The organism is Niallia circulans NBRC 13626 (assembly GCF_001591585.1).
Lineage (GTDB): Bacteria > Bacillota > Bacilli > Bacillales > Cytobacillaceae > Niallia > Niallia circulans.
The window spans coordinates 88327-102973 of sequence record NZ_BCVE01000002.1; the positions used below are offsets into that span (position 1 = coordinate 88327).

The 14647-nt window shown below is 36.0% G+C and carries 11 protein-coding genes; all 11 read right to left on the reverse strand.

What is annotated here, in order from left to right; genetic code table 11:
- Window positions 1-17: 17 nt before the first annotated feature.
- The 11 genes from BCI01S_RS02885 to rpsO all read right to left on the reverse strand — a co-directional run bounded on the left by BCI01S_RS02885 (window position 18) and on the right by rpsO (window position 14594).
- The gene (locus tag BCI01S_RS02885) at window positions 18-1691 is read right to left on the reverse strand and encodes a ribonuclease J (RefSeq protein WP_047940277.1); all 1674 of its coding nucleotides are present in this window, start codon (window positions 1689-1691) and stop codon (window positions 18-20) included.
- A 192-nt stretch (window positions 1692-1883) separates the two neighbouring features.
- The gene (locus BCI01S_RS02890; RefSeq protein WP_047940051.1) at window positions 1884-3221 is read right to left on the reverse strand and encodes an amino acid permease; all 1338 of its coding nucleotides are present in this window, start codon (window positions 3219-3221) and stop codon (window positions 1884-1886) included.
- A gap of 477 nt (window positions 3222-3698) precedes the next feature.
- Complete coding sequence (gene dapA / locus BCI01S_RS02895) at window positions 3699-4562, reverse strand: 4-hydroxy-tetrahydrodipicolinate synthase (protein ID WP_047940050.1); 864 nt, start codon at window positions 4560-4562, stop codon at window positions 3699-3701.
- A 46-nt stretch (window positions 4563-4608) separates the two neighbouring features.
- A complete protein-coding gene (dapG, locus tag BCI01S_RS02900) occupies window positions 4609-5832 on the reverse strand; it encodes an aspartate kinase (RefSeq protein WP_047940049.1) in 1224 nt (407 codons plus the stop codon).
- Between the two features lie 361 nt (window positions 5833-6193).
- Complete coding sequence (gene asd, locus BCI01S_RS02905) at window positions 6194-7240, reverse strand: aspartate-semialdehyde dehydrogenase (RefSeq protein WP_047940048.1); 1047 nt, start codon at window positions 7238-7240, stop codon at window positions 6194-6196.
- 265 nt (window positions 7241-7505) lie between these two features.
- The gene (locus BCI01S_RS02910; protein ID WP_047940047.1) at window positions 7506-8099 is read right to left on the reverse strand and encodes a dipicolinate synthase subunit B; all 594 of its coding nucleotides are present in this window, start codon (window positions 8097-8099) and stop codon (window positions 7506-7508) included.
- Window positions 8100-8124: 25 nt separating this feature from the next.
- Window positions 8125-9000 (reverse strand): dipicolinic acid synthetase subunit A, encoded by an 876-nt coding sequence (gene dpaA / locus BCI01S_RS02915; protein WP_047940046.1) that lies wholly within the window; start codon window positions 8998-9000, stop codon window positions 8125-8127.
- Between the two features lie 327 nt (window positions 9001-9327).
- Window positions 9328-10566, reverse strand: a complete 1239-nt coding sequence (locus BCI01S_RS02920; protein WP_047940045.1) for a M16 family metallopeptidase — start codon at window positions 10564-10566, stop codon at window positions 9328-9330.
- Window positions 10567-10834: 268 nt separating this feature from the next.
- Window positions 10835-11791 (reverse strand): polysaccharide deacetylase family protein, encoded by a 957-nt coding sequence (locus tag BCI01S_RS02925; protein WP_061796661.1) that lies wholly within the window; start codon window positions 11789-11791, stop codon window positions 10835-10837.
- Window positions 11792-11972: 181 nt separating this feature from the next.
- On the reverse strand, window positions 11973-14093 hold the full coding sequence (pnp, locus tag BCI01S_RS02930) for a polyribonucleotide nucleotidyltransferase (protein WP_047940043.1): 2121 nt from the start codon (window positions 14091-14093) through the stop codon (window positions 11973-11975).
- A 231-nt stretch (window positions 14094-14324) separates the two neighbouring features.
- On the reverse strand, window positions 14325-14594 hold the full coding sequence (gene rpsO / locus BCI01S_RS02935) for a 30S ribosomal protein S15 (RefSeq protein ID WP_016201171.1): 270 nt from the start codon (window positions 14592-14594) through the stop codon (window positions 14325-14327).
- Window positions 14595-14647: the final 53 nt, after the last annotated feature.

Here is a 14647-nt window from a genome sequence, read left to right on the forward strand (position 1 = left end):
TAAGGAGGCTCTCACTTTTATCTTCTAACTGGCTTAACTTCCATAATAATTGGCAAAATCATTGGTCTACGTCTTGTTTTTTCATATAAGAACTGGTTTAGCGTATCTCTAATATCTTGCTTAATTCCAGTCCAGTCGAAGCTGTCCTTACTAATACTTTTTTCTACAATATCTCTTACACGGTCTGCTGCTTCTTCTAGCAACTTCTCTGATTCGCGAACATACACAAAACCTCTTGTAATGATTTCAGGACCAGCAGAGATTTTTCTTTCCGCTTTATTTAAAGTTACAACAACCGTTAAAATTCCGTCTTGTGATAACAGCTTGCGGTCTCTTAAAACAATATTCCCAACATCGCCAACACCGCTGCCATCAATTAATACATTTCCAGCTGGAATTTTTCCGCCTACACGAAGAGTATCTTCTTTAAATTCAAGCACCTCTCCTTGTTCCGGAAGGTAAATATTTTGCGGTGGTACACCACATTCAATCGCAATTTTTTCATGTGCCTTTAATACGCGATACTCCCCATGGATAGGCAAAAAGAATTTAGGCTTCATCATATTAATCATAAATTTTAATTCTTCTTGGCTGCCATGATTAGAGCTGTTAAATGTTTTGTAGCCTGCAAGAAGTGTTGCACCTGCTCTGTATAATTTATCGATTGTTTTTCCGACAAATACTTCACTGCCTAGGAAAGAGGATGCTGCAAATAAAACGGTATCCCCTTCCATGATGCTTACCTGCTTATGATTTTTCTTAATCATTTTTTGCAGTGCTTCAATTGGTTCCCCTTTTGTACCAGTAGTGATGATTACCATTTGGTCTTGTGTATATCCTTGAAGCTCGTTATAGGTAACGATCGTTTCTTCATCTACTACTAAATAGTTGTGTTTTAAAGCAATTTGCAACACTCTTTGTAAATTCTTGCCGATAATCGCAACTTTTCGATTTGTTTTTTCAGCTGCATCAATAATATGTTGAATTCTATTTAAGTCAGTTGCAAAACAAGCTGCAATAATCCGACCATTTGTGTGTAAAAATGACTCAATTAAGCTTTGAGTTACAACAAAATCTGTTGTGGAATAGCCTGGTTTATCTGCATTCGTACTATCAGATAATAAAGCTAATACTCCCTCTTCTCCTATTTTGGCCATCTCGCCATAATCTGGCTTGTAAAGATCACTTGCTGTTTGATCGAATTTGAAATCACCAGTATGTACGATTGCACCTTCTGATGTATGAATAACAATCCCAATGCTATCAGGGATACTATGATTCGTTTTAAAGAATGACACTTTTGAGGAAGCAAATGTTAGAACAGTTTTCGATGTCACAATTTCAAATTGTGCTTGTCCTTTGAAATCTTGCTCTTTCATCTTTTCCTTTGTTAGTTCAGCTGTTAATAAAGTCGTATAAACCGGTACATCTAAATCTCTTAAAATATAAGATAAGCCTCCGATATGATCTTCATGTGCATGTGTTAAGAAAATTCCTTTTACTTTTTCTTTATTTTGCTTTAAATACGCGATATCTGGAATAACAATATCGATCCCGAGCATTTCATTTTGCGGGTACATTAAGCCAGCATCAATTACAAATATATCTTCGTCTACTTCGACTACAAACATATTTTTACCGTTCTCGCCCACTCCGCCGAGTGCGACAAGCTTTATTTTTTCATTTTTCATCAATTTTTGTTTCCTCCTATGTTGAGTTAAGCCGACCATTGATCAGTTATGATTATTATACTTGATGTTTAAAATTGTTTACAACCAATTTTATGAAATCTTCCTTTTTCAGGTTCATTTCATAACAATATCAGGAGGTATTTTTCTATAGTTCGCCTAGCATTCCAACGCTTTTTCCTATAATAAATTTTTTTACCGTTTATTCAATTTAAACTTAAATATAGAAATAGCTGTCACAGCAAAAAAACAAATTAAACATGCTAGTATACTAATTCGATTCGCCTCATCAAATAAGAAACTAATGCTTATGATGCCTAAGCAGATTACAGTAAATATCGGAATATACGGATATCCCCATATTTTAAAACTTGGCTGAAATGGATATTGTTTTCTAAGCTTTAACTGCGCTAGACAAATCATAATCCAAACAATCGATACAACAAAGCCTGGGAATGCCATAAGTAAAGAAAATACTTGATCTTGTTTAAATAAAGCAATCATTGATCCAGCAATTAAGATAATACCTGTAACCATTAAACTATAAGTCGGCACTCCATTGTGGTTTACTTTGCTAAAGGCTTTCGGTCCTTCTCCCTCCGTTGAAAGAGAGTACATCATTCTTGTACATCCATATATACCCGAATTTGCTGCAGATAACACAGCAATAATTAAGACAAAATTCATAATGTGGGCTGCACCAGATAATCCAGAAATCGAAAGTACTTGTACAAAAGGGCTGGATTCTTCTGTTAACTCATTCCAAGGAATTAGTCCACAAATAATTAAAATAGGCAATGTGTAAAATAAAACAATGCGAAGAATAAAGCTTTTAATAACTTTTGGCAGTACTTTTTCTGCATCTTTCGCTTCCGTTACGGTTACGCCAATGAGCTCGGAGCCTCCATAAGAAAACATAACAATTAAAAGAGCAGAAAAAACAGATGTCCATCCATTTGGGAAAAAGCCGCCATGCTCTGTATAATTTTGCAGATAGTTTGTTTGCCCAGATGGAATAAGCCCAAATAAAACAGCGGCTCCTAATATAATAAATATAATAATCATGCCAATTTTAATTCCAGCAAACCAAAATTCAAATTCCCCATAATTTTTCACATTCATTGTATTAACGACAATTAAACCTATTGCGCAAAGAATGCTTAATATCCACAGCGGCACATCTGGCAGCCAAAACTGCAGAAAGCTTCCTGCTACAACTACCTCAATCACACATACAGCAAGCCATAAAATGCAGTACATCCAGCCAATAACGAATGCCGTCTGGTTGCCAAAGGCCTTCCCAATAAAGCCCTTCATGTTTGTATTTGGATAAATAATAGCCATTTCCGCAATACTGCCCATCACTACTAGTAATAAAAGTCCTGCAAATATGTATGTAAAAATAACACCTGGACCTGCGATTGAAACTGTTTCTCCACTACCTTTAAATATCCCTGTCCCAATAGCTCCTCCCATGGCCATTAAACTTATATGTCTTGGCAGTAAGTTTTTTTGCAACTGATTATTCGCCATGACTTCTCCTCCTTATATATAACCTTATCTAAATACTCTTGTGTTCTTACTAGCCGTTGTCCAAACCGCAGTTTTTTCGATAGAGGAAACTAAGAAGACAGTTTGCGTCTTCACATGTGGACTTCCGCCAAACAAAAAATTCGCAAGACAATATAGCTAAACACTCATCTACTTCACAAACTTCTAGTTTCTTATATATGAGAAACTTATGATTGCGCTATTTAAAAATATGATGATGTATCCAATCATAATCAAAAACTAGTTTAGAAACAAGTCTTTCTTAATAAAGATATCTAATAAAAAAGACAGAAGAGCTAGTTATCTCAGGAGGAATAAACCATTTTTGCTTTGGTTTATCCGTCGTAATAAGAGATAGCTAAGCTCTTCTGACACGTAAACATTTATAAAACTAGCAAAAAAGAATCAAATAAACTGTTATCAATAGTCCTCGTAAATATACGATATCCTTCTAATTCCTTAAATAAATTTCGCTAATTCGATTCGTTCTTCCTCTGTTAATGGCACTAAAGGTAAACGAACAGAACCCACATCAAATCCTTTTAATTGTAATGCTGTTTTTACTGGAACAGGGTTAGGTGCTTTAAATAAAACTAACATAAGAGGAAGTAATTGTTGATGCATTTTAGATGCTTCCTCTACCTTTCCATCTAAAAAGGAAGTCACCATTTCTTTCATTTCTTTGCCAATAATATGCGAAGCTACAGAAATTACTCCCGTTCCTCCTACAGATAAAATTGGTAAAGTTAAGCTGTCATCACCACTGTATACATTAAAATCAGCTGGTGTTGATGCAATAATTTTTGTGATATTATTTAGATTTCCACTAGCCTCTTTTACAGCTACAATATTATCAATTTCTGACAAACGAATAATAGTTTCTGGTTCAATATTAACAACAGAACGACCTGGAATATTATATATCATAACGGGTAGTTTTGTAGATTCTGCAACTGCTTTAATATGTTGATACAACCCCTCTTGGTTCGGCTTGTTATAGTATGGTCCAACTACCATAACAGCGTCCACACCTGCGAGTTCTGCTTGTTTCGTTAATTCGATGGACTCATATGTGTTATAACTACCTGTTCCTGCAATGATTGGAACTCTCTTTTCCACTACCTTTACCACATGTTTAAATAAAGCAATCTTCTCTTGTTTGGATAATGTGGGCGATTCTCCAGTAGTACCAGCTACCACTAAAGAATCTGTTCCGTTTTCAAGTAAATGATTAATTAACTGTGTTGTTTTTGGAAAATCTATATGTCCCTTGGCATCAAATGGTGTAATCATGGCCGTTGACACCCTACCAAATAAACCCATCGTTCCACTCCTATTCTCATTTCGATCTCGTTGTATCTATTATTTTCTATTCTATTTCTTTTTCTAACTCAAACGCATCATGTAATACATTAACTGCACTTACTAAATCATCCTGCTTCACAAGCACCCAAATCGTTGCATGGCTATCCGCTGATTGGAGGATGCGAATTCCCTTATTTGAAAGTGCAGTAACAATTTTAAATGTCACCCCAGGTACACCGGCCATTCCAGCACCAACCACTGATACTTTTGCACATTCTTTTTCGATAACTGGTTCATATCCCATATTTTCAAGAACGGCAATTGCTTTGTTTGTCATTTCGTTTGTTACAGTATATACGACACTGTTAGGTGAAATATTGATAAAGTCTACGCTGATTTCTTCATTTGCCATTGCTTTAAAGACTTGCGATTGTAAGTCATACTGATCTTTTTTTGCAAAAACTTTAATTTGGGTTACGTTTGCCACATGAGCAATTCCTGTGACTGGTCTTTCCTTTATGTCACTGCCTCGACTCTCCGCATTACTAGAGGTGACAAGTGTACCAGTCCCCTTTGAATACGTGGACCGTATTCTAATCGGTACTTTTGCTTGCATTGCTATTTCCACTGCTCGTGGGTGAATAACTTTTGCTCCTTGATAAGCCATATTGCAAACTTCCGAATAGGTAACAACAGATAGCGGACGAGCATTTTCTGCAATTCTTGGATCTGCAGTCATAATACCTTCTACATCTGTAAAAATGTCAATATATTCTGCTTGAAGTGCTGATCCTAAAGCAGCCGCAGATGTATCACTTCCGCCTCTGCCTAAAGTAGTTGTATCCCCATTTGGCGCTGCCCCTTGGAAACCAGCTACTACTACAACATCATGATTTTTTAATTCTTCAAGAACACGGCTGCAATCCATTTCCATAATTCTTGCATTCGTAAAATCATTATTTGTCTTAAATCCAGCTTGAGCACCTGTTAATGCAGTTGCCGAAATTTGATTTTCTAGTAATAGTTGTGTAAACACAACACTTGAAATAATTTCGCCGCATGACATTAATAAGTCGTTTTCTCTTCTGCTGATACTTGATTCTGATCCGCCGACTAAAGACAACAATGTATCTGTTGCATAAGGTTCTCCTTTTCGTCCCATCGCAGAAACAATTACTACTACTTTATATCCTTCATTTAATGCATCCTTAATATGATCTTTTGCTTGAATTCGGCTTTTTTCATCTCTAACGGATGTTCCGCCAAATTTTTGAACCATGATTTTCACAATAAACACCTCTGAACACTTTCTTAAAGAGTGTAATATAAGGGTGCCTTTTCTAAAACAAATTTGGGGAATCTACTTTTAAAAAGATTTCCCCTTCCATCATTTTACTAGGAGGATCCCTTGTTGTTTTAACTTTGATGATTTTTTTCCATCCAAAATGAGCACACTTATTTAAATGATTCCCTAAATAGGATTCTATTTAAGGAATCATTTAATAATAAGAAAGACAAGATTTTGGCACCATTCTTTAGGCTTGTGTCCAAACTTGTACTTCCTGTATGTAGAATAAAATAGAAATCTACTTACAGGTAATTTTCCTGCATACTAAACCTCTACAGCCTTGTCTTTCTTCACTAGTCCATTAAACTAGCCCTAATTTAATTAGACTTTCAGCAATTTGTACAGAGTTCCATGCGGCACCTTTTAATAGATTATCGGAAACAACCCACATATGGAAACCGTTTTTCACATCTAAATCTTGGCGAATACGACCGACAAATACATCATTGCTTCCTACGCAATCTGCAGGCATCGGATATACTTGATTACTTGGATCGTCTTGAAGCACGATGCCAGGAGCATCAGCTAACAAGGATTTAATTTCTTCTACTGTTACTTGATCATTGTCTAATTCAAAGTAAACAGATTCAGAATGACCTGTTGCTACTGGAATGCGGACACATGTTGCTGCAACCTTTAAGTCATCTGCATGCATTATTTTCTTTGTTTCATTGATCATTTTCATTTCTTCATATGTGAATCCATTATCAGTAAATACATCAATTTGCGGTACTGCATTGAATGCGATTTGGTAGTGCTTTTTATCACTCTTAACTGGTAGAATCTTCGGCTCAAACGCTTCTTTATTAAGAATTGCTTGTGTCTGGCTGTTCAACTCTTCGACAGCAGCAGCACCTGATCCAGATACAGCTTGGTAAGTGGATACTAATACTTTCGAAAGACCAAATTTTTCTTTTAACGGCTGTAAGGCTACGACCATTTGAATCGTAGAGCAGTTTGGATTTGCAATAATTCCATTGTGCTTGCGAAGATCTTCTTCGTTTACTTCAGGAACTACTAATGGCACGTCTTTGTCCATACGGAATGCGCTTGTATTATCAACAACAATTGCCCCATGTCTTACTGCATGTGGTGCAAGTTCTTTCGATACACCACCTCCAGCGCTGAATAGTGCGATATCAATTCCTTTAAAGCTATCTGGTGTTGCTTCTTGTACGATAATTTCTTTATCTTTATACTGAACCTTTGTTCCTGCTGAACGTTTAGAGGACAAAAGTGTTAAAGTCGAAATCGGAAAATCTCTGCTCTCTAATGTTTTAATCATTTGTTGACCAACAGCCCCTGTTGCTCCCACTACTGCTACGTTAAATCCTTTTAATTGCTCCATTTAAGGTTCTCCTTCCAAAGGCTTTCTCTTAATAATAATAGGCAAGCATTACGCTCCGCCTTAAATAATATTATCTATTTTAACATATTCAAGCAGCAATAAAAGAAACTTTTATCAGATTCTTTCAAAAAACACCGATTGGCGCTATAAAGTTCCTTGTGGAAGTCGACAAGCGCCTTTTACGGTACGTCTTATTATCAGTCTACCATTCTTTTTCAAAGAACGTGATTTATATGCCTTTTTTAAATAATCATGTACTTTCCTGTTAATCTAAATATTTTTCCACTATTACTGGTTGAATCTGTTTATATTCTAATGCTGCTTCAATAGTTTCTGCAAGCATAGACATTCTTGCAACCATAGAATTTGGCTTTTTCTCAGGATCATCTTGACCGAATGGAATAAAGAAAATATTCTTCGTTGCCATTAATCGCATCAGATTAATCCCATTTAATCCTAACGCATCATTAGTAGAGATTCCCAATACCACAGGCTTTTGGTTTCTTAATGTCGCTTTTGCTGCCATCAAAACTGCATTATCTGTCATCGCATTTGCAAATTTACTCATACTATTTCCAGTTAATGGGGCAATTACCATACAATCAAGAGGTGCTTTCGGTCCTAGCGGCTCTGCTGCTACAATACTATCGATTATTTTCTGTCCTGTTATTTCTTCTATTTTACTAACCCAATCTTTCCCTTTTCCAAAACGAGTATCCGTATTTTTTACATTTCCTGTTACAACTGGTACAACTTCAGCACCTTGTGCCACTAACTTTTCTACTTGTGGTACTACTTCCTCATACGTACAGTGAGAACCTGAAATTCCAAACCCTATTCTTTTTCCTTGTAAACTCATGATTCTATTCTCCTCTCATTGCCTGCTATTGTTCATCCAGTAATTGAGCTAAGACATCTGCCAATATATTTCCCGCTGTTTTCGGAGCTACAATACCTGGTAAGCTCGGTGCAAGTAATGCCTTAACCCCTCTTTTTTCTGCGTATTGAAAATCTGTTCCGCCTGGTTTAGATGCCAAATCAATCACCAATGTATGCAATGGCATTTTTTCAATGACATCAGAAGTTACGACAAGATGGGGAATTGTATTTATACAAATATCAATATCATCAACCGCAATCTGTAAATCATCTAAATGTACTGGGGTTAATCCCATTTCGATAATGCGAGCAATATGTTCACTTTGACTTGCTGCGACCTTTACTTTCGCTCCTAGGGCATGAAAAGCACGTGCAACACTCATGCCTACACGACCTAGCCCGAGAACAATAACATTCGAGCCATGAATCGTTGTGTCTGTATGTTGAATTGCCATCATTATTGTACCTTCGACAGTTGGAATAGAATTTAAAATTGCTACATCATCTCGGTTAAATAATTGAACTAATGATCGATTCGTTTCTTTAATAAGCAAATTTAAATAATCATTCGTTATTCCTGAATATATGATGCAATGCTCAGGGGTTTTTTCTACTATTTTTTTCGTTAAAAAAACCTTCTCATTCGAAAAGATTGTATCAACTTGCCCATTTAGGTCTGTTCCTCGAACGGGTAAGATAATAGCATCTATTTTCGAAAAATCTACGTTATCGATTTTTTCTTTTGTAGCACCAGTGAATGCATGGTCCAATTGCTCGAAGCCAATTAATGAAAGGATTGCTTGTAGTTCTGTTAATTTGCGAACAATTTCAAGCTGCCTTGCATCACCGCCGATAACCGCGATTTTCATCCCTTTCAGCATGAATATTTCACCTTCTTTTTTAAAGATCCTGTTTTTCATAGCTCGCTACTTCAACATCTTATGTGATTATCTAATATTAGGTGAGTTGTTTACCGCAATTCCTTAAAAAGATGGTTACTTTCCTTATCTATTATAGATAACGATGAGAATGAATGATTTGGTTGGTATCTCCTTTTAGGGGACAGGTATTTTAAGAAGGGAGTTATTGCAACTCCTTTATAATGGGAGTAGCAAAAAAATGATTTTGTTAGTGGTCATACATAAAAAAACTAGGATTCAGAAGGGAATTCTGTTTCCTAGTTCTTTATTTATATAATATGTAGCTTTTTATTGCAGTGCTTTTGGTAATTGTCCGTCTGGGCTGATTAAAGAGACAGAAAAGGTGTCAGTGAATATATCATTTGCCATTTGATCAACTTCTTCTTTTGTGACACGATCGATATCGGCAATGATATCATCTAAGGAACGGTGTTTACCTAATAAAAGTTCATTTTTACCATTTCTGCTCATGCGGCTATTAGTGCTCTCTAAGCTTAGCATCAAGCTGCCTTTTAACTGCTCTTTACTATTAAGAAGTTCCTTTTCGGTAATTCCTTCTTTTTTCAAGATAGCAAGCGTATTTTGAATGGTATCAAATAATTCATCTAGCTGCTTAGCTCCTGTACCTCCATAAATTGTTACTATTCCACTGTCTTGGTATGCGGAATGATAAGAAAATACAGAATAAGCTAAACCTTTTTGTTCACGTACATCTTGGAATAATCGACTACTCATACTGCCCCCAAGAATATTATTCAAAGAAACAAGTGTATACATTTTCTCATGCCCCACCTGCAACCCATTAAAACCTAAGCATAGATGTGCTTGCTCTGTTTCCTTTTTGCGTGAAAAATTATTGGCATGGAAAGAAGGCTTTACTAATTCTACTTCGGATTTACCGGCTTCATATGCCCCAAAGTATTTTTCTACTTCTGAAATAAACGATTCGGTAATATTCCCTGCAATCGAAATAACCGTATTCTCTGGTGTATAATGATTAAACATATACTCTCTTAGCGTATCTCCATTAAACGTAGCAAGTGTCTCTTCTGTTCCTAAAATCGGATAGCCAAGTGGATGTTTATCATAAATTGCCTGACTCAATAAATCATGAACAATATCATCAGGTGTATCATCATACATTTTAATCTCTTCACAGACAACATTTTTCTCTTTCTTTAATTCTTCCTCATCAAATGTCGAGTTAAAATACATATCTGCTAACACTTCTAACGCCATATCAGCATGTGTATCTAACACCTTTGCGTAATAACAAGTATATTCTTTTGAAGTAAAAGCATTTACCTGGCCGCCAATACTATCAAATGATTCTGCTATTTCTCTCGCACTACGTGTTTTTGTTCCTTTAAAAAACATATGCTCTAAAAAGTGAGATACCCCATTGTTTTTTTCATCTTCTTTGCGAGATCCTGTACCAATCCATACGCCAATAGCAACGGAACGTACTGTTGGAATATTTTCCAATACAATTCTTACTCCATTTTGGCAAGTATATCTTTTGATCAATTATGTTCCTCCTGTTCTTCTACCAAGTTGCAAAAAATAGCTGCGACTGCTAGTATATCTTATTCCTCTTATTTTTTCCAAAATATTGTTTTAATATAATGATAACATATCTCCGTTTTAAAAATGAAATAGCGAATAGTTCCTTTTAAAAGGACGGACAGCCTTTATTTTCCATTTTCTTTCATGTAGATGTTGTTTTTCTTCTATAAGAAGTAGCATCTAATAAAACGTTTTCTCCTTATAGAATACTATAAGATGAACCGAACTACTATTTTTTTGTTTTTATGCTTTCTCGCTCTTCACTAAGCATGTCGCTAACTGTATCGATTTTATATCCTTTATTTTTGATTTCGGTAATTAAACGTTCAAGGCTATTTGTAGTAACTTCCGTTGGATGCATAAGGATTAGAGCCCCATTATGGACCTTTCCTGTAACTCTTTTAAGCAATGTATCAGGACTTGGTTTTTGCCAATCAATCGTATCCACAGACCATATTACTGTTTTAAGCTTTTGTTGAGCGGCAATTTTCACTACTTCATTATTAAAATATCCACTTGGCGGTGCTAATAATGTGATTTGCTTACCAGTTGTAGCTTCAATGACATCATTTGTTTTTACGATTTCCTCATGAATTTTACTACGGCTAATTTTACTCATATCTGGATGGGTATAGGAATGATTTCCGAGTTCATGTCCTGCTTCTGCAATCATTTTAGCAAGATCTGGATTTTTCTGAACCCATCTGCCTTCCAAGAAAAAACTCGCCTTGACATGATGCTTTTTTAAGGTTGCTAGTATGTCAGGTAAAAATTCATTTCCCCATGCTACATTTATAATAAAGCTTACCATTTCTTTATCTGGATTTCCTTTATAAATAGGAGCAGGTGGCAAATCATTTAGTGTAACTTCTGGTTTCACTTGCTTAAAAATTAGTTTTTGTTCATTGAATTTCTTCTCTTTTTTCATATTCTTGTAAGAAGCATCAATATCCACAGTCAGCCCATTTAATCCAGGAATAGCTTTCCATACAGGATCTAGCTTGGCATCAATCGGCTTCTTTTCGTAGTCTTTTGCTTTCTCGCTTATCGTCGTATATAAAGAGTTATTTGCTGTCACTGAGACAGCGTTTTCTTGTAAAGTACTAACATATGTATCAGCCAACGGATTATTAACTAAAAACCAAGAGATGACCAGAATTCCTATAAGTGAAACTGTTTTTTTCATCACCTTTCCCTCCCTAGTTACTACCATATGATAGGAAAGGACAAGGTAGAACGCCGAATGACGGAGTTAGCTTATCCTTTTCCCCTATTATTTTGTTCAAAATGTTCCTTTTCATTCCATAAAAAAATACCCGCTAAAAAACATGAGTCTTTTTTGGCGGGTACCCTTTATTATACTTTTATTAGTTTTTTGCATTCTCAGCTTGTTCTTTTTGTTCTTTCAAAACAGCTTTACGAGATAAATTTACTCTTCCTTGTTTATCAATTTCTGTTACTTTCACAAGGATTTCATCACCGATTGCTACTACATCTTCTACTTTGCCAATTCTTTCTTCAGCAAGCTCTGAAATATGAACAAGTCCATCTTTTCCATTGAAGATTTCAACGAACGCACCGAATTTCTCGATTCGTTTTACTTTACCAAGATACATTTGTCCAACAACAACTTCACGAACGATATCTTCGATAATTTGTTTTGCTTTGTTATTCATTTCATCATCGACAGAAGAAATGAATACTGTGCCATCTTGCTCAATATCAATTTTAACGCCAGTTTCTTCAATAATTTTATTGATTTGTTTACCACTTGGTCCAATAACATCACGAATTTTGTCTGGGTTGATGGACATCATTAAGATTTTTGGCGCATAAGAAGATAGTGATTCTCTAGGTGTATTGATTGTTGCCAGCATCGATTCAAGAATTTGCATGCGGCCAATCTTAGCTTGCTGTAATGCTTCTTCTAAAATTTCACGAGACAATCCATCAATTTTAATATCCATTTGAAGTGCCGTTACCCCTTTAGAAGTACCAGCTACTTTAAAGTCCATATCTCCTAGATGATCTTCCATCCCTTGAATATCTGTTAAAATACTGTAATGTTCACCAGATTTAATCAGTCCCATTGCAATACCAGCAACCGGTGCTTTAATTGGCACCCCAGCATCCATCATAGCAAGGGTACTTGCACAAATACTAGCCTGTGAAGTTGAACCATTGGATTCTAATACTTCTGATACAAGGCGAATCGTATATGGGAAATCTTTTTCAGAAGGGATAATTGGTTCTAATGCTCTTTCCCCTAGTGCACCATGACCGATTTCTCTTCGTCCAGGTCCACGCATTGGTCCTGTTTCACCAACACTAAAATTAGGGAAATTATAGTGATGCATGAATCTTTTTTCTTCTTCTACCCCAAGACCATCCAGTATTTGCACATCTCCTAAAGCACCTAATGTACAAATACTTAATGCTTGAGTTTGTCCACGAGTAAATAGACCTGAACCGTGTGTTCTCGGTAATAAATGCACTTCAGAAGATAGTGGACGAATTTCTTCCAAGCCACGTCCATCTGGACGAACCTTGTCTTCTGTAATAAGACGACGAACTTCATTTTTCACTAATTTATCTAAAATAGCTTTCACTTGTTTTAAATCTTCTTCTTCTGTTTCTTCTGCTTCATATTTTGCAATGACAGAATCTTTTACTTCTTTAATAGCTGCTTCACGAGCATGCTTTTCTTGTACACGAATAGCATCTAGCATTTCGCTTTCACATAATGCGCGCACATCTGCTTCGATGTCTTTATTTAATTCGTATAGTACAACTTCCATTTTTTCTTTGCCAATCTCTTCTGCAATTTTTTCTTGGAATGCAATTAGGCGTTTAATCTCATCATGTCCAAACATAATTGCTTCAAGCATTACTTCTTCTGGAACTTCATCGGCACCAGCTTCAACCATGTTGATTGCATCTTTTGTACCTGCAACAGCAAGGTTAATATCACTTTTTTCTGCTTGCTCAACCGTTGGATTGATGACAAATTCTCCATCGATTCTTCCAACATAAACACCAGCAATTGGTCCCCCAAATGGAATATCAGAAACAGATAATGCTAATGACGATCCAAACATTGCGGCCATTTCTGATGTACAATCTTGATCCACGCTCATTACTAAGCTGACTACCTGCACTTCATTACGGAAGCCATCTGCAAATAATGGTCGAATTGGTCGATCGATTAAGCGGCTTGCAAGGATTGCTCTTTCACTTGGGCGGCCTTCTCTTTTAATGAAACCGCCGGGAATTTTACCAACCGCATATAGACGCTCTTCATAATTTACTGTTAATGGAAAGAAGTCTAAGTTCTTTGGTTCTTTTGAAGCAGTTGCTGTGCTTAATACAGCCGTATCACCGTATCGTACAAGTACTGCACCATTTGCCTGTTTTGCTAATTGTCCAATTTCAACTGTGAGCTTTCTTCCAGCCCAGTCAATGGAATAGACATGCTTATCTTGTCCCATTCATAAACCCCTCTCTACTCATTCACTTCATGGAGGTTTCCGGTTAAGAACTACCTAAAACCTGCGTTATTTTATAAAATAAAAAATATTATCCTTAAATTTCTCTTCTACTAGTATACACATTTTATATAACTAAAAAACGAAATTAATTTATGTAATCTATACTAATCATATGTTAAATTCGCATTTATTTACAATAAAAAAGCGGGAAAAATATCCCGCTTTTTTTAACTATCTACGTAGACCAAGTTTGTTAATTAAAACACGGTAACGTTGAACGTCTTTATTACGTAGGTAAGTTAAAAGATTACGACGTCTACCTACCATTTTCAAAAGACCACGACGTGAGTGATGATCCTTTTTATGTGTACGTAAATGTTCATTCAAATTATTGATTGACTCAGTAAGGACAGCGATTTGAACTTCTGGAGATCCAGTATCGTTCTCATGCGTTTTGTACTCATTGATAAGTTCGTTTTTACGTTCTTGAGTGATTGCCATCCTGTTTCACCTCCTAATTCTATTACACTAATCCCCAATTACCGAGCAAAACG